This is a genomic window from Mycobacterium sp. IS-1742 (assembly GCF_001500125.1).
Classification (GTDB): Bacteria; Actinomycetota; Actinomycetes; order Mycobacteriales; family Mycobacteriaceae; genus Mycobacterium.
Genome location: NZ_LQIV01000034.1, coordinates 194,245 through 209,519, shown reverse-complemented (window position 1 = coordinate 209,519; position 15,275 = coordinate 194,245). Strand labels below are relative to the sequence as shown.

At 68.6% G+C, this 15,275-nt stretch carries 19 protein-coding genes; 10 read left to right on the top strand and 9 right to left on the bottom strand.

What is annotated here, in order from left to right; genetic code table 11:
- Positions 1–38 precede the first annotated feature (38 nt).
- The 5 genes from rplL to AU196_RS18450 all read right to left on the bottom strand — a co-directional run bounded on the left by rplL (position 39) and on the right by AU196_RS18450 (position 3,091).
- The gene (gene rplL / locus AU196_RS18465) at positions 39–428 is read right to left on the bottom strand and encodes a 50S ribosomal protein L7/L12 (protein ID WP_059096512.1); all 390 of its coding nucleotides are present in this window, start codon (positions 426–428) and stop codon (positions 39–41) included.
- A 47-nt stretch (positions 429–475) separates the two neighbouring features.
- Positions 476–1,003: a 50S ribosomal protein L10 gene (gene rplJ / locus AU196_RS18460; protein WP_059096511.1), complete on the bottom strand. Its 528-nt coding sequence runs from the start codon at positions 1,001–1,003 to the stop codon at positions 476–478.
- A gap of 249 nt (positions 1,004–1,252) precedes the next feature.
- Positions 1,253–1,393 carry a hypothetical protein gene (locus tag AU196_RS25895; RefSeq protein WP_197415836.1) on the bottom strand — a complete coding sequence of 47 codons (141 nt, stop codon included), beginning with the start codon at positions 1,391–1,393 and terminating at the stop codon, positions 1,253–1,255.
- 22 nt (positions 1,394–1,415) lie between these two features.
- Positions 1,416–2,324 (bottom strand): ROK family protein, encoded by a 909-nt coding sequence (locus tag AU196_RS18455; RefSeq protein WP_059096510.1) that lies wholly within the window; start codon positions 2,322–2,324, stop codon positions 1,416–1,418.
- Complete coding sequence (locus tag AU196_RS18450; protein WP_059096509.1) at positions 2,324–3,091, bottom strand: endonuclease/exonuclease/phosphatase family protein; 768 nt, start codon at positions 3,089–3,091, stop codon at positions 2,324–2,326. Before AU196_RS18450 ends, AU196_RS18455 begins: the two co-directional genes overlap by 1 nt.
- Positions 3,092–3,143: 52 nt before the next feature.
- Here AU196_RS18450 and AU196_RS18445 point away from each other — a divergent pair, with 52 nt between their 5' ends.
- Entirely contained in the window at positions 3,144–3,695 is a 552-nt protein-coding gene (locus tag AU196_RS18445) for a nucleotidyltransferase family protein (protein ID WP_059096508.1), read from the top strand.
- An 89-nt stretch (positions 3,696–3,784) separates the two neighbouring features.
- Positions 3,785–4,162, top strand: a complete 378-nt coding sequence (locus AU196_RS18440; protein WP_059096507.1) for a DUF4189 domain-containing protein — start codon at positions 3,785–3,787, stop codon at positions 4,160–4,162.
- 8 nt (positions 4,163–4,170) lie between these two features.
- Here the strand turns inward: AU196_RS18440 and AU196_RS18435 are convergent, their stop codons facing one another.
- Positions 4,171–5,124: a helix-turn-helix transcriptional regulator gene (locus AU196_RS18435; protein ID WP_059096506.1), complete on the bottom strand. Its 954-nt coding sequence runs from the start codon at positions 5,122–5,124 to the stop codon at positions 4,171–4,173.
- A 61-nt stretch (positions 5,125–5,185) separates the two neighbouring features.
- Here AU196_RS18435 and AU196_RS18430 point away from each other — a divergent pair, with 61 nt between their 5' ends.
- The gene (locus AU196_RS18430; RefSeq protein WP_059096505.1) at positions 5,186–5,710 is read left to right on the top strand and encodes a DinB family protein; all 525 of its coding nucleotides are present in this window, start codon (positions 5,186–5,188) and stop codon (positions 5,708–5,710) included.
- On the top strand, positions 5,710–6,312 hold the full coding sequence (locus AU196_RS18425; protein ID WP_059096504.1) for a DinB family protein: 603 nt from the start codon (positions 5,710–5,712) through the stop codon (positions 6,310–6,312). The genes AU196_RS18430 and AU196_RS18425 overlap by 1 nt, the downstream gene beginning before the upstream one ends.
- Before the next feature lie 76 nt (positions 6,313–6,388).
- On the opposite strand, the gene AU196_RS18420 is transcribed toward AU196_RS18425, so the two are convergent.
- Entirely contained in the window at positions 6,389–6,988 is a 600-nt protein-coding gene (locus tag AU196_RS18420; RefSeq protein WP_059096503.1) for a TetR/AcrR family transcriptional regulator, read from the bottom strand.
- 98 nt (positions 6,989–7,086) lie between these two features.
- On the opposite strand from AU196_RS18420, the gene AU196_RS18415 reads away from it, so the two are divergent.
- Positions 7,087–8,079 (top strand): oxygenase MpaB family protein, encoded by a 993-nt coding sequence (locus AU196_RS18415; RefSeq protein ID WP_059096502.1) that lies wholly within the window; start codon positions 7,087–7,089, stop codon positions 8,077–8,079.
- Between the two features lie 6 nt (positions 8,080–8,085).
- Here the strand turns inward: AU196_RS18415 and AU196_RS18410 are convergent, their stop codons facing one another.
- Complete coding sequence (locus AU196_RS18410; protein WP_059096653.1) at positions 8,086–8,406, bottom strand: hypothetical protein; 321 nt, start codon at positions 8,404–8,406, stop codon at positions 8,086–8,088.
- Positions 8,407–8,644: 238 nt separating this feature from the next.
- On the opposite strand from AU196_RS18410, the gene AU196_RS18405 reads away from it, so the two are divergent.
- The 5 genes from AU196_RS18405 (at position 8,645) to AU196_RS18385 (ending at position 13,732) form a co-directional block, all read left to right on the top strand.
- A complete protein-coding gene (locus AU196_RS18405; RefSeq protein ID WP_059096501.1) occupies positions 8,645–10,012 on the top strand; it encodes an ABC1 kinase family protein in 1,368 nt (455 codons plus the stop codon).
- A 1-nt stretch (position 10,013) separates the two neighbouring features.
- Positions 10,014–10,919 (top strand): alpha/beta fold hydrolase, encoded by a 906-nt coding sequence (locus AU196_RS18400; RefSeq protein ID WP_059096500.1) that lies wholly within the window; start codon positions 10,014–10,016, stop codon positions 10,917–10,919.
- Between the two features lie 132 nt (positions 10,920–11,051).
- Entirely contained in the window at positions 11,052–11,921 is an 870-nt protein-coding gene (locus tag AU196_RS18395; protein WP_059096499.1) for a cyclopropane mycolic acid synthase family methyltransferase, read from the top strand.
- Positions 11,922–12,092: 171 nt separating this feature from the next.
- The gene (locus AU196_RS18390; RefSeq protein WP_059096498.1) at positions 12,093–12,992 is read left to right on the top strand and encodes a cyclopropane mycolic acid synthase family methyltransferase; all 900 of its coding nucleotides are present in this window, start codon (positions 12,093–12,095) and stop codon (positions 12,990–12,992) included.
- Between the two features lie 38 nt (positions 12,993–13,030).
- On the top strand, positions 13,031–13,732 hold the full coding sequence (locus AU196_RS18385) for a hypothetical protein (RefSeq protein WP_231737640.1): 702 nt from the start codon (positions 13,031–13,033) through the stop codon (positions 13,730–13,732).
- Here the strand turns inward: AU196_RS18385 and AU196_RS18380 are convergent.
- Positions 13,729–15,252: a polysaccharide deacetylase family protein gene (locus AU196_RS18380; protein ID WP_231737639.1), complete on the bottom strand. Its 1,524-nt coding sequence runs from the start codon at positions 15,250–15,252 to the stop codon at positions 13,729–13,731. The two genes, AU196_RS18385 and AU196_RS18380, sit on opposite strands and share 4 nt — an antisense overlap.
- Positions 15,253–15,275 lie beyond the last annotated feature (23 nt).

The window sequence follows — 15,275 nt, the reverse complement described above, 5'->3', positions numbered from 1 at the left end:
GATCCGTGGATCCCGGGCGGTTCGCGTGTAGCCGTGAACTACTTGACGGTGACCGTCGCGCCTGCGGCCTCGAGCTTGGCCTTGGCGTCGTCGGCAGCCTCCTTGGCGGCCTTCTCCAGGATCGGCTTGGGAGCGCTGTCGACCAGGTCCTTGGCTTCCTTGAGGCCCAGGCCCGAGACGATCTCGCGGACGACCTTGATGACGCCGATCTTCTTCTCACCGGCGCTCTCGAGGATGACGTCGAACTCCGACTGCTCCTCGGCGGCCTCGGCGGGGGCGCCACCGGCGGGGCCGGCAGCGGCGACCGCGACCGGAGCGGCAGCGGTGACCTCGAAGGTCTCCTCGAACTGCTTGACGAACTCCGAGAGCTCCAGCAGCGTCATTTCCTTGAACGCGTCGAGCAGCTCATCAGTGGACAGCTTGGCCATGATTGGTCCTTCCTAGTTTCTTCGGTCTGGTGGGGTTCGAGAAACTGCTACGCAGCTTCTTCGGCGGACTTCTTCTCCTGCAGCGCCGCGGCGAGGCGGGCGACCTGAGAAGCGGGAGCGTTGAACAGCCCGGCGGCCTTGGCCAGGTTGCCCTTCATCGCGCCGGCCAGCTTGGCCAGCAGCACCTCGCGGGATTCGAGGTCGGCGATCCGGTTGACCTCGTCGACGGAGAGCGCGCGGCCCTCCATGTAGCCGCCCTTGATGACGAGCGCCTTGTGCTCCTTGGCGAACGCCTTGATCGCCTTGGCGGCGTCGACCGGCTCGCCCTGGACGAACGCGATCGCGGTCGGGCCGGTGAACAGCTCGTCGAGGCCGTCGATGCCTGCTTCGGCAGCGGCGCGCTTGACCAGCGTGTTCTTTGCGACGGAGTAGGTGGCGGATTCCCCGAGCGAGCGACGAAGCTGCGCGAGGTTGGCCACCGTCAGCCCGCGGTACTCGGTGACGACGGTGGCCGTCGCCTCCTTGAACTGCTCGGCAATGTCGGCAACCGCCGTGGCCTTGTCAGCCTTGGCCATGCATGCCTCCTTGTGGTGGGTATCGGATGCCCCACCGAAGCGAAGGAAGGCCGGAAACGACGAACGCCCCGACGCAGACAGGTCGGGGCGCGGCTGAATACTCAGTACTACCTCGTCCTCCTGCGTGGGCCGCCCGGAATGATCCGGGACCTTCAACCAATTGCTTGGTGACCGACGGTCTTCGGTGGAACGAGAAGAAGGATAGCGGACGGGTCCGCGATCAGCCAAAACGACGATCAGCCGAACGCGCTACTCGGGCGACAGGCGCTCGGGGGCTTCCGCGGGGGTGAGCCGCTCGGGCGTCTCCGCGGGGACGAGGCGTTCGGGGGTCTCGCTCGGCGTGCCGGGGTTGGGTGTCTGGGCGGGCTGGGGTTCGGACGGAGCGGTCATGCCGGTGGCGTACCCGATCGGTCTATCCGGCAACCGCGAGCGCCGCGGCGCCGACCAGGCCGGCGTCGCCGCCCAGTGCGGCGGGGACCACGCGCAGGTCACGCAGGAACGACAGGCCCGCATAGTCGGCGAGTGCCGCCCGCAACGGGTCGAACAGCAGCGCGCCGGCGCGGGCCACTCCCCCGCCGACCACCACCCGGTCGAGGTCGCACACCGCACCGACGGAGGCGATCATCGCCGCGACCGCCCGCGCGCCGCGCGCATACGCCCGCGCAGCGATGTCGGAGCCCGCGGCCGCGGCGTCGGCCAGTTCCCTGGCGTCGGCGTCGGGCGGGGCGTCCCATCCCTGGCTGCGCGCCCACTGCGCCATCCGCGGTCCGGCCGCGACGGTCTCCACGCAGCCGCGTCCGCCGCACGTGCACGACGTCCCCGCCGGGTCGACGACGACGTGGCCGACGTGGCCCGCGTTGCCGGTGCGCCCGTCATAGGGGGCGCCGTCGAGCACCAGTCCGCCGCCGACCCCCGTCGACACGACGATCCCGAGCAGGAACTGCGCGTCCCGACCGGCGCCGCGCCACCGCTCCCCCATCGCCATGCACAGCCCGTCGCCGCCGAGCCGGACCGGCAGACCGGTCACCGAAGAGACCCGCGAGACGATCGGAAACCGTTGCCAGGCAATCAGATTGATGGGGCTCACGGTGCCCGTCGGCAGGTCGATGGGCCCGGCCGAGGCGATCCCCACCCGCCGGACGGCACCACCGCCCGCCGCCATCGCCTCACCGATGAGCGCCGAGGTGGCCGCCCACACCGCCTCGGCATCGGCCCGGGGAGTGGGTGACTGGGCGCGGTGCACGATCGTCCCGTCGGCGTCGACGAGCCCGGCGGCGATCTTCGTGCCCCCGATGTCGAGCGCGAGGGTCACCTCCGTCATCAGTCGCGGCTGATGTCGACCACGAGCGCGCGGTGGTCGGAGATCGGCAGGCTCACCGCCGCACAGTTGTCGACCCGCAGTCGCGGATCGTCGGTCAGGACGTGGTCGAGCTGACGGTCGGGGGCGTGGGCGGGGAAGGTCAGCGCCTCGCCGAGCTGGCGCATCCGCGCCCACCGGGCCGGTGTCGGCGGGGTCATGTTGAGGTCGCCGACGAGCATCCGCGGTCCCTTGAACCCGCGCAGGTCCCGGACGAGGTGACGCATCTGCATACGGTTCCAGCCGGGCACGAACGACAGGTGCGTGTTGGCGACGGTCAGCGGTCCGAGCGGGGTGTCGAAGGTTCCGACCATCGCGGCGCGGGGTTCCTCGTTGACCACCTGTACGCGGTTCGGCCCGGGCAGGTACATGGGGAAGCGCACCGGGATCCGCGGCAGCCGCACCACCTGCCAGGTCTCGGCCGGGAACCGGGACAGCAGTGCGATGCCGTAGGCGGCGGTGCCGGGCTGCTCACGGCCCGTCGCCGCCATCCACGTCGCCCCGGGGGTGCCGGCGATCGCGGCGACGAAGCGGTGGCTGACCGCGCGCATGGCCTCGGCCGCGACGGCGGTCAGATCGGCTTTGCCGGAGCGCGGCTGGTCGAGGTCCACCTCTTGGAGCGCGATGATGTCGGCGTCGAGTTCGCGGATGGACTCCGCCAGCCGGTCGAGGTCGACGTCGCCGTCGTGCACGCTGCGCCCGTGCAGAATGTTGAATGTCGCCACCCGCATGGGGTACTAGGTACCCGCCCCGGCAAGTCACAGACACCTCGAAAGTAGGCCGATGTCCGCCCGTAACGACGCGCTGCGTGACGCGCTGCGCCGCTCGGCCTCCGCATTGCGCGCGCACGGCCCCGATTTCGCGCTGGCGGGCAGCTACGCGCTGTGGGCGTACGGCGGTCCGGAACCGGTGCACGATGTGGACTTCGTGGTCGCCGAGGAGGACACCGAGTCGGCGGCGCTGACGCTGGAGAAGGCCGGGTTCCGCATCGAGCGCACCCCGGAGGACTGGTTGTTCAAGGCGTGTGTGGGCGACGACTTCGTGATCGACGTTCTGCACGCGCTCAACGGAACGCCGGTGACGGCGCAGGATGTGGCCGCCGCCGAGGAACTCGACGTGCTGGCGATCCGGATGCGGGTGCTGCCGCCGACGCACGTGATGACCGAGAAGCTCAATTCGCTCAACGAACACAACTGCGACTTCTCGGCGCTCCTGCCCGCGGCGCGCGCGGTCCGCGAGACCGTGGACTGGGAAATGGTGCGCGCCGACACCGCCGAAAACCCTTTCGCCAGTACGTTCTTGGTTCTGACCGACAGGCTGGGCATCACGGGCTGAGGGCGCGGCGATCTCACCTCAGTCTCAGGTAGGTACCGCTTCGGTGTCTCCACCGTCGGCGACGGCCCGTTCCCCATACGATCCGCTCCATGGTGGCGTTCCGGCGTGTGCTCGCGATTGCGCTGGTGGCCGGGTGCCTCGGCGGAGGTGCGGCGTTGACGGCCCCGACCGCCGGTGCCCTGGGTTGGGGCGCGATCGCGGTGTCGCCCGATACCGGCAGGGTGGGCTACACGCAGGGCTTCAACTCGGCCGTCGAGGCCGAGCGCGCGGCGATCGGCCTCTGCAAGGCCCGCGACTGTCGGGCAGTCGTGAACTTCACGAAGGGCTGCGGCGCTGTCGCCCAGGCGCCCGACGCGTCGTGGGCGTCGGGCGTGGCCCGCGACAGCGCCGGTGCGCAGAAGTTGGCCTTCATTTCGTGCAGTCGATACGGCCCCGGATGCCGTGTCGTGGGCGTGTCCTGTAGCTGACCCCGGCATCACGGGCTGACGGCGCGGCGCAACCGGTCGGCGACGGTGCCGACGGCGGCGATCACCTCGGGGGGTTCGAGCACCTCGAATTCGGCTCCGGCGACGGCGAAGTAGAGCGCCATGCGTTCGGGGTCGTCAGCGCCCGCGGTGACGATGCACGCGTTCGGCCCGTCGGGCTCGATCTGCGCCGAGGCGGGTGGGAAGTGCGCGGCGATGACATCGACGGGCGCGCGGTAGCGCACCCGCGCGACGTAGCGGTAGGGCGAGGTGCTGATGGAGCGCCGCACGTAGTCGGCGGCGTCGGGCGCCTCGCGCGGGGCGAATGTGGTTCCTGCCGCGGTGACGTCGGCCATCCGGTCCAACCGCAGGCTGCGCCAGTCCTGTCTGTCGCGGTCGTAGCCCAGCAGGTACCAGCGCCGCCCGGTGGTCACCAGTTGGTAGGGCTCGAGGCGGCGCCGGGTGGCGTTGCCGCCGCGGTCGACGTAGGCGGCGGTGACGTGTTCGTGGTCGCGGCAGGCCCGGGCCAGGGTCATCAGCGCGTCGGGTGCGACGACCTCGGAGGTGTTCGACGTGATCGTGACGGTCGCGTCGTGGATGGCGGAGACCTGTGAGCGCAGTCGGGCGGGCATCACCTGGTCGAGCTTGCTCAGGGCGCGCAGCGCGGACTCCCCGACCCCGGCAACGGAACCGCCGGCGGCCAGCCGCAGGCAGACGGCCATCGCGACAGCCTCGTCGGGGTCGAGCAACAGCGGCGGCAGGGCGGCGCCGGCGCCCAGTTGGTAGCCGCCGCCGTGGCCCTTGCTGGCCGCGACGGGGTAGCCGAGCTCGCGCAGGCGGTCGATGTCGCGGCGCACGCTGCGGGTGGTCACGCCGAGGCGCTCGGCCAGTTCCTCACCGCTCCACACCCGTCGCGACTGCAACAGCCCCAGCAGTTGCAGCACCCGGCTGGTCGTTTCGGACACACGGTCAGCCTGCCAGACTCATAGGACCGAAACTGTCCTAAGAGGATGCGACGCTGTTCGCATGGATCTCACCGAGCAACTGGTCGACCAGCTGGACTTCCACTGGACACAGGCGTTGCGGCCCCGCCTGGAGGGCCTGTCCGACGACGAGTACTTCTGGCAGCCGGTGCCCGACTGCTGGACCGTGCACCCCGACGGCGGCGTCGACTTCAGTTATCCGCCACCGCAACCGGAACCGTTCACCACGATCGCGTGGCGGATGGCGCACGTGATCATCGGCGTCCTCGCAATGCGCAGCCATTCGCACTTCGGCGGCCCGCCCGCGGACTACCAGTCCTGGCCCTACGCCACCGACGCCGCCACGGCGCTGCGCCAACTCGACGAGGAGTACGCGCGCTGGATCACCGGGGTGCGCACGCTCGACGCCGACGCGCTGGCTCGTCCGTGCGGACCGGCCGAGGGTCCGTACGCCGACTATCCGATGCTCGCGCTGGTGTTGCACATCAACCGCGAAGTGATCCACCACGGCGCCGAGATCGCTTGTCTGCGAGACCTGTACGTCCACACCATGAAGGAGAATCACTGATGCCCGGTATGCCCCCGCCCGCCGCCGACGAACGGCAGACCCTCATCGAGTTCCTGGCGTTCAACCAGAACGCGTTCTTCTCGGTCGCCTACGGGTTGACCGACGAGCAGGCCCGCTCGACACCGTCGGTGAGTGCGCTGTCGATCGGCGGCCTGATCAAACATGCGGCCGGAGTGCAGCACGGATGGGCGCAGCGGGCCGCATGTGCCCCGGAGTTCCCGCCGCCGGACCCGCGGCCGATCGAGGAGCAGATGCGCGACTACCAGGACCAGTACGTGATGCGCGAGGACGAGACGCTCGAGGGCCTGCTGGAGGCGCTCCGTGTGCAGAACGCCGAGACGTTGCGGGTGCTGCGTGAGGCCGACCTCGACACACCGGTGCCGGTCCCGCACGAGGTGCCGTGGTTCCCGCACGACATCGACCACTGGTCGGTGCGCTGGGTGGCGCTGCACCTCATCGAGGAACTGACGCGGCACGCCGGGCACGCCGACATCATCCGCGAGTCGATCGACCGGGCGACGATGTACGAGTTGATGGCGGCGAACGAGGAGTGGCCGGAGACGGACTTCATCCGGCGCTGGCGGCCGACGCAGCCCGCGTAGTGCCCGCGAGCGCACGGTTGTTGACGGCCCCTCTCGGCCAATGCGTACAACAACCGTGCGTTCGGCGGGCTCGACTTCAGCGGTCGAGCACCAACCGCAGGGCGTAGTCGACGACGGCGTCGAGGTCGTCGCCCAATGTGCCGGCCAGCCACTGCTGGGCCAATTCCGCCATCGCGCCGGTGTACATCGCGGCGCCCACCTGCGCGGCCACCGGATCCGAGCCCGGATGCAGCCGCCACCCCTCGACCAGCACCGCCTCGCGCAGCAGGTCCTGGGTGGCGGTGCGGCGGGCGGCCAGCACCGGGTTGGCCCGCGCGTCGGTGAACAGCACGCGCCCGCGCCGCGGGTCGGCCGAGCTGAACCCGAGCACCGCGGCCACCCCGGCGCGGGTGCGCGCGCGCAACGACTCCCCCGCCGCGGCCATGGCGGCGTCGACGTCGGCGGCCAATTGGGCGCTCACCTCGTCATACAGCGCGCCGAGCAGGTCGTCGGTGTCGGCGAAGCTCTCGTAGAAGTAGCGGGTGTTGAGCCCGCATTCGCGACACACCGAGCGCACCGCGAGCGCGCTCTCGCCGCCTTCGCCGAACAACCGCAGCGCCGCGCCGATCAGCAGGGCGCGGCGTTCGGCGCGCCGGTCGGTCAACGGCACACCGGCCCAGCGGGTGGGTGTCGGCATCCGTTCAGCGTACGTGTCGACGCGTGATCTGGTCACAGATGTAGCCAAAGCGGTAGGGTTGGGCACACCCGTCGCCACACCGCATCTGGAGGCCCACCGTGGACATGCCGCACGAGATCCTCACCCAGTGGTTGCGCGGCCGCATCGACTACGGCGGCATGCGGCGCAATTACTTCCGCGGGATGGAGTTCGCGGCGCCGGTCGGCGACCCGGGCTGGTTCGGGCCGAAAAGCGCGGTCTGGCATGTGCATTCGCACATGGAGGCGCTGATCTTCGGTCTGCAGTGCGCGGCCTACATGGAACGCCTCGACCCCAGCATCTTCTGGATGGGCATGCATCACTCCCGTCTGGTCCAACGCGACGAGAGCGGCACCGCCACCGGACGCCTCGACCCCGAAGGCGCGATGGCCCGCCTCGGGCATTCGGTGGCGTTCTTCATCGGCACCGCCTACGGGTCGACGGAGACGGCAGAGAAGCTGGCGACCACCGTCCGGTCCATGCACCACACCATCAAGGGGGTGCGCCCAGACGGGCTGCGCTACGACGCCGACGATCCGGACTGGTTGCGGTGGAACTACGCCACCGTCGTCTGGGGCATCGCCACCGCGCACGAGCTCTACCACCCGAACCCATTGCGCGGCAAGGAAATCGACCGCTACTACGGCGAGTTCGTCCGCGTCGGCCACGCGCTGGGCGGCACCGACCTGCCCGCCACCAAGGCCGACACCGCCGAATGCCTCAAGTCCTATCTGCCCAGGCTCGCGGTCACCCACGGCACCGCGATGGCCACCGGGCCGAACGTCGCGATACCGCAGAGCATCGTCGACTGGGCCATCCGCGACACCATGCCGAAGTGGGCCAAGCAGCTGATTCAGCACAGCGACCCGAACATCGTCGAACGCACGGCCCGGCGCACCGCGGTGTGGGGCGTGATCAACGGGCTGCACGCCGCGGCCGGCCCGGCGCCGGAGTTCCAGCAGGCGCAGGCACGTGTCAAGGGCGGCACCACGGTCCCGCACACCGTGCCGACGTACGTCCTGGGATCAGACCCGAAGCTCAGCCGCGACGAGGTCGAGCACAGCTTCGCCTGAGCCGGCCTACTCGCACTGGTTGGGCCGCGCGACCTCGAGTTCCGGCGGCTCGTCCGCGGTGACCACCCCGCCTTCGGACGGCGACTGCTCGCACACCACCCAGTTCGTCAGGTTGATCTGCTCGTAGGGCGTCCCGTCGGCGGCGGAGGTCTCGGGCACCAGGGCGCCGTCGCTCGTGGAGAGGATCTCGTCCCAGGCCTGCTGGAGGATCATCCCTTCGACGTCGGGCATCGCCCACGCCTCTGCCGCTGAGGCCGGGCCCGCCATCCCGAGGGTGCCTGCGGCGAACAGGACCGCCGCGCCGAGTGCCGTCGCGTGCTTCGTCATCTCAACACCTGGTTTCTCGATAGTGGAACGGATCACCTCCGCCATACCCGTCGACCAGCCACTTCCCCCGGAATCCCCGGTGAATTCTGCCGGTACTGCGCAAGAACAGTTATCGCGCTGCGGTGCCGTCCGGACGCCTATGATCCGGCGCCACGGCCGGCAACGGTCGTCACCGACGGACTGTGACCCGGGGCACACGTTTTTTCGCGTCACCGCGCATTTTGCAACACTGGAACCCATGAGTGCCACGCGTAAGACCCAGCACCGAGAGGTGGCCAGCCTGGACCGGGTGCCGTTGCCGGTCGAGGCCGCGCGCTTCGGCGCGACCGGGTGGCAGATCACCCGCACCGGCGCCCGTGTCGTCACGAACATCCGCGGCCGCGGCAACCTCTCGCAGAAGATCATCAAACAGGTCCCGCAGACGTTCGCCGATCTCGGACCCACCTACGTCAAGTTCGGGCAGATCATCGCGTCCAGCCCGGGCGCGTTCGGCGAGGGGCTGTCCAAGGAGTTCCGCAGCCTGCTCGACCGGGTGCCGCCGGCCAACCCCGAGCAGGTGGCCAAGCTGCTGCGCGAGGAACTCGGTGACGACCCGAAGAACCTCTACAAGACCTTCGACGACAAGCCGTTCGCCTCGGCGTCCATCGCGCAGGTGCACTACGCGACGCTGCACACCGGTGAAGAGGTCGTGGTCAAGATCCAGCGGCCCGGCATCCGCCGACGGGTCGCCGCCGACCTGCAGATCCTCAAGCGCGGCGCCCGCATCGTCGAGTTCGCCAAACTCGGCCAGCGGCTCAGCGCCCAGGACGTCGTCGCCGACTTCGCCGACAACCTCGCCGAGGAACTCGACTTCCGGCTCGAGGCGCAGTCGATGGACGCGTGGGTGGCGCACATGCACGCCAGCCCGCTGGGCCGCAACATCCGGGTGCCGCAGGTGTACTGGGATCTGACCAGCGAGCGGGTGCTGACCATGGAGCGGGTGTCGGGCATCCGCATCGACGACGCCGCCGCGATCCGCAAGGCCGGCTTCGACGGCACCGAACTGGTCAAGGCGCTGCTGTTCAGCCTGTTCGAGGGCGGGCTGCGGCACGGGCTGTTCCACGGTGACCTGCACGCGGGCAACCTCTACATCGACGCCGACGGCAAGATCGTCTTCTTCGACTTCGGGATCATGGGCCGGATCGACCCGCGCACCCGGTGGCTGCTGCGCGAACTGGTGTACGCGCTGCTGGTGAAGAAGGACCACGCCGCGGCGGGCAAGATCGTCGTGATGATGGGCGCGGTAGGCACCGTCAAACCGGAGGCCCAGGCCGCCAAGGACCTGGAGAGGTTCGCGACACCGCTGACCATGTCGACGCTGGGCGATATGAGCTACGCCGAGATCGGCAAGCAGCTCTCGGCGCTGGCCGACGCCTACGACGTGAAGCTGCCCCGCGAGCTGGTGCTCATCGGAAAACAGTTCCTCTACGTCGAGCGGTACATGAAGTTGTTGGCGCCGAAGTGGCAGATGATGAGCGATCCGCAGCTGACCGGGTACTTCGCCAACTTCATGGTCGACATCAGCCGTGAGCACAAGGAACGCGAAGACGAAGACGTGGAGGTCTGACGTGCAGGTCCGGGAGGGCAAGGCGGTCTCGGGCGACATCGAGATCCACTACGAGGACATGGGCAACGTCGGCGATCCGGCCGTCCTGCTCATCATGGGCCTCGGCGCGCAGCTGACGTTCTGGCGTGAGGACTTCTGCCGCAAGCTCGTCGACCAGGGGCTGCGGGTGATCCGCTACGACAACCGCGACGTCGGCCTGTCGACCTACTTTGACGGCCAGCGCACGAAGGGGTCGCAGGTCGGCAACATGGTCCGCTCGGTGCTCGGCCGGCCCAGCCCCGCGCTGTACACGCTCGAGGACATGGCCGACGACGCGGCGGCGCTGCTCGACCACCTGGGCATCGACCGGGCGCACGTCGTCGGCGGCTCGATGGGCGGGATGATCGCGCAGATCGTCGCGGCGCGGCACGCCGAGCGCACGAAGACGCTCGGCGTCATCTTCTCGTCGAACAATCAGGCGTTCCTACCGCCGCCCGGACCGCGCCACCTGCTCGCCGTCATCACCGGACCGTCGCCGAGCTCGCCGCGCGAGGTCATCATCGAGAACTCGGTCAAGGTCAGCCGGATCATCGGCAGCCCGGGCTATCCGCGATCGGAGGACGCGCTGCGCGCCGACGCCATGGCGTTCTACGACCGGGCGTTCAACCCGGTCGGTGTGGCCCGGCAGTTCAACGCGATCACCGGCAGCGGCAGCCTGCGCAAGTACAACCGGCAGACGACCGTGCCGACCGTCGTCATCCACGGCAAAGCCGACAAGCTCATGCGGCCGTCGGGCGGGAAGGCGATCGCGAAGGCGATTCCGCACGCGCGGTTGGTGTTGTTCGACGGGATGGGCCACGAGTTGCCGGAGCCGCTGTGGGACGACATCGTCGGCGAACTCAAGACCACCTTCGCCGAGCGGCCCTGACCAGCGACAAATATTTCGTAATTGGGCTGGTGGTAATCCATCCGATACCATCGCCACTTGAGCGCAGGTGGGCCATTGCGGCCGTCAATGACGACGCGCGCGAGGCCCGATCCCGCCAGGAAAGGCACCACCATGGCCCCCACGGGCAAACTGAAGCCGCATTTCGAAGACGTCCAGGCCCATTACGACCTGTCCGACGACTTCTTCCGGCTGTTCCTCGACCCCAGCCAGATGTACAGCTGCGCGTACTTCGAGCGCGACGACATGACGCTCGAGGAGGCCCAGCGGGCCAAGGTCGACCTCGCGCTGGGCAAGCTGGGCCTGCAGCCCGGTATGACGCTGCTCGACGTCGGCTGCGGCTGGGGCTACACGATGATGCGCGCGGTCGAGAAATACGACGTCAACGTCATCGGTCTGACGCTGAGCAAGAACCAGCACGCGCATGTCGAGAACGTGTTCGCCGCCTCGGACAGCCCGCGCAGCAAGCAGGTGCTGCTGAAGGGCTGGGAGGATTTCGACCAGCCCGTCGATCGGATCGTCTCGATCGGCGCGTTCGAGCACTTCGGCCGCGACCGCTGGGACGACTTCTTCACCATGGCCTACCGGGTGCTGCCGGACGACGGGGTGATGCTGCTGCACACGATCACGGCGCTGACCATCCCGCAGATGATCGAGCGCGGCATCCCGCTGACGTTCTCGGTGGCGCGGTTCATCAAGTTCATCCTCACCGAGATCTTCCCCGGTGGTTACCTGCCGACGATCGAGCTGGTGGGTGAGCACGCCGGCAAGGCCGGGTTCACGCTGACGCGTGAGCAGTCGCTGCAGCCGCACTACGCCAAGACGCTGGACCATTGGGCCGACGCGCTGCAGGCCCACAGGGACGAGGCCATCGCGGTGCAGTCCGAAGAGGTCTACGACCGCTACATGCACTACCTGACCGGCTGTGCGGACGCGTTCCGCAAGGGATACACCGACGTCAACCAGTTCACGCTGGTGAAGTAGCGCACACCCAGCAAAGCCATTGACTATCGCGGGCGTCAAACAGCTGGCGCCGGGGTCCACCGACACGTGCCGGGGTGGCCAGAAGGCCATCCGAAGGCAGGTAGGGTGCGGTCCAACCAACGTTTCGATGAACTGGATTTGACCTGTCATCAGGAAGGCCGAATAGCGACCATGTCTGACAAAGCCACCGGCACCAAGGATCTGATCCCTCACTTCGAGGACATCCAGGCCCACTACGACCTCTCGGACGATTTCTTCGGGGTCTTCCAGGATCCGACGCGTAAGTACAGCTGCGCATACTTCACCGGGCCGACCGTGACGCTGTCCGAGGCGCAGATCGCCAACGTCGATCAGCATTTGGACCGCCTGGACCTCAAGCCGGGGATGACGCTGCTCGAGGTGGGCTGCGGCTGGGGGCTGACGCTGGCGCGGGCGATGGAGAAGTACGACGTCAACGTCATCGGCCTGACGCTGAGCAAGAACCAGCAGGCGTACTGCAACAAGATGCTCTCGGAGCTCAACAGCGAGCGCACCTTCGATGTGCGGCTGGAGGGCTGGGAGCAGTTCCACTCCCCCGTCGACCGCATCGTGTCGATCGAGGCGTTCGAGCACTTCGGGTTCGAGCGGTATGACGACTTCTTCAAGACGTGCTTCGACGTCATGCCCGACGACGGCCGCATGACGGTGCAGAGCAGCTGCGGGTATCACCCCAACGACCTGCAGGCTCGCGGCAAGAAGCTCACCTTCGAGCTGGCGCGGTTCGCCAAGTTCATCCACGAGGTGATCTTCCCGGGTGGCCGCATCCCGACCACGCAGATGATGGTCGAGCACGGCGAGAAGGCCGGGTTCGTGGTGCCGGAGACGCTGTCGCTGCGCAACCACTACATCAAGACCCTCGGCATCTGGGCCGCCCGCCTGGAGCACCACAAGGACGAGGCGATCGCCGCCGCCGGGGAGCAGAGCTACAACGACTACATGCGGTACCTGACCGGCTGCCAGTACTACTTCGTCGACGAGGCGCTCGACGTCAGCCTGGTCACCTACCTCAAGCCGGGCGCTGCCGCGGCTTAGGACGCCGACCGCTGAAATCCCCCCGCGGCGCCCTCACCGTGCTCGCGTTGGCCCTCATCGCGGGCTGCGCGTCCGAGCCGTCGGCGCCGAGTGCGATCGCGGACACGTTCATCGGGCCCGACGGTCTCATCGCCGCACCGGACGATCCGCCCGCGGCGGGCGAACCGTGGGAGATGACCAGCGGAACGCTCTTTCGCGCCGACAACACCGCGTGGTCGGGTGTTCCGGACGACGGCCGCGCGCAAGGGTCGAACGGGTCGGCGGTCTTCCGGATGGTCTCTCGGGAGCGGGACTTCCGCGACGTCGACATGACCCTCACCCTCCGGGTCGATGCGTTGTCGGAAACCGAGCGCACCCCGGCTCAGGGCTACGACGGGGCCCACATCTGGGTTCGCTACAGCTCGGAGGCGCAGCTCTATGCCGTCAGCGTCGACCGGCGTGACGGCACGATGATCGTCAAGAAGAAGTGCCCGGGCGGCGACACCAACGGCGGGACCTACCACGACCTCAGCGAACCGGTGCGCGATGCCCCCATCCCGCTGGGCGAATGGCAACGGATCGTGGTGACCGTGCGCGACCGGTCCGACGGCAGTGTCGAAATCGACGCCACCCGCGACGGTCGCTCGGTGCGAGCCGTCGACACGGGCGTCGGCTGCCCGGTCATCACCGAAGGTGGTGTGGGTGTGCGCGGAGACAATGCCGAACTGCGGTTCGGCAGCGTGATCGTGGCGCCGGTTTAGCGCACGGTCAGGTTCGCGAACAGCGCCGCGGGGCTCGAGTCGAACGCACGGGTGACGTGGAGCCCCACACCGCCGCCCTTCTGCCTCGGCGGCGCAGCGGGCAGGGGCACCTCCGCGGCGAGCGCGCCGTCGATTCTGACGATCACCTGATTCGGCGAGACGTCGATGTCGACGTGATGTGAGGACGTGTCGGCGAGTTTGCCTCTCTTCGTGAAGAACCGAGGCTCCCGTCCCACGTTGATCGTGTAACCGCTTCTGCCGATGCTGACGTCGACCTCGTGCTTGGCGTCACCGGACAGCGCCATCACACCGGCGGTCGTCCCGTCGGTCGCCGACCGGAAGTTCCCCACGTCGACCGACACGCCGTACGTATCCCACATGGAGCTCCGCTGTGGCGCGTAGCGCCGGCCCAGGTGTTCGCGCGGCGCGGGTTCGAGCAGCGCGGTCCCGTTGCCGTCGATGTTGATCCGCACCGGTCGTGCGCCGTAGTCGGTCCAGCCACCGGGATCGGCCAGCGGTCTGGCGAACCGGGGCTCCAACGGGCTTGCCGCGACCAGCCTGTCGACCCAGTCGGCGGTCGAGACGTCGGAGGTGATGTCCATCCGCGCGACGAGGCCGGCCGAGACGTCCTCGGTGTTGGTGACGCGCTCCCTGTCGGCGGTGTCGCTCAACGAGGCCGCGAAGCGTTCCGCGAGGGCGTCCCTCAGGACACCGGTGCCAGTCGGTGCGTCGTCGAGATCGGAGAAGGGATAGGCGAACAACGTCGGAGCGGGCAGATCGTGCAGCGCGAACTGCCGTATCCCCTCGTCGAGATCGCTCACGACGCGGTGCGCGTACTCGTCGGATGTCTCCACACGCCGCTTGTCGGTGAGGTACCGGAGCTTGGTGAGGAAGGGGCCTTCCCCTCCCTCGGCGTCGGTGGGGATGTGAACGTGGCCGAGGTGGGTGTGTGCCTGCAGTTCCCAACGGCCGCTCTCGTGGAGCCGAGTGAGCTCCTGCCACGTCATGTAATAGGGCGCCCTGGTGCCGACGAATCCCGTGACGACGAATGAGACGGCGTTGAAGCCGTAACGCCGCAGGATCGGGTCGGCGTACTTCCACACCCCTTTCGCTCCGTCGTCGAACGTGATCAGAACGCTGTGCGGCGGAACCGGTTCTCCGTGTAGCCAGCGCACCAGGTCGTCGGATCCGATGGTGCGCCAACCGGCACGGTGCAGCGTCTGCATCTGCGCTTCGAACGCCTGCGGGGTGAGCGTGTACCGGGAGTCTCGATCACCGATGTCGTGGTAGGTGATGACCAGGGGCGCGGACTGGCGGCCGGTCGTCGCGTTGCGCAGTTTCTCGACCAGTCGGTCGTCGACGTCCTGGGGCGGTGTCTCGACCTGGTCGTAGACCTCCGGGTTGATGTTGGCGCGGGCTTCTGCCCGCGTCCACTGCCCCACCGCAGGGACGACGAGGTACGCGGCGACCGCCGAGAACGCCACGACGGTGATCACCACCGACTTGAGAAACGCTCCCATGCGGCGGACCCGAAACATGTTCG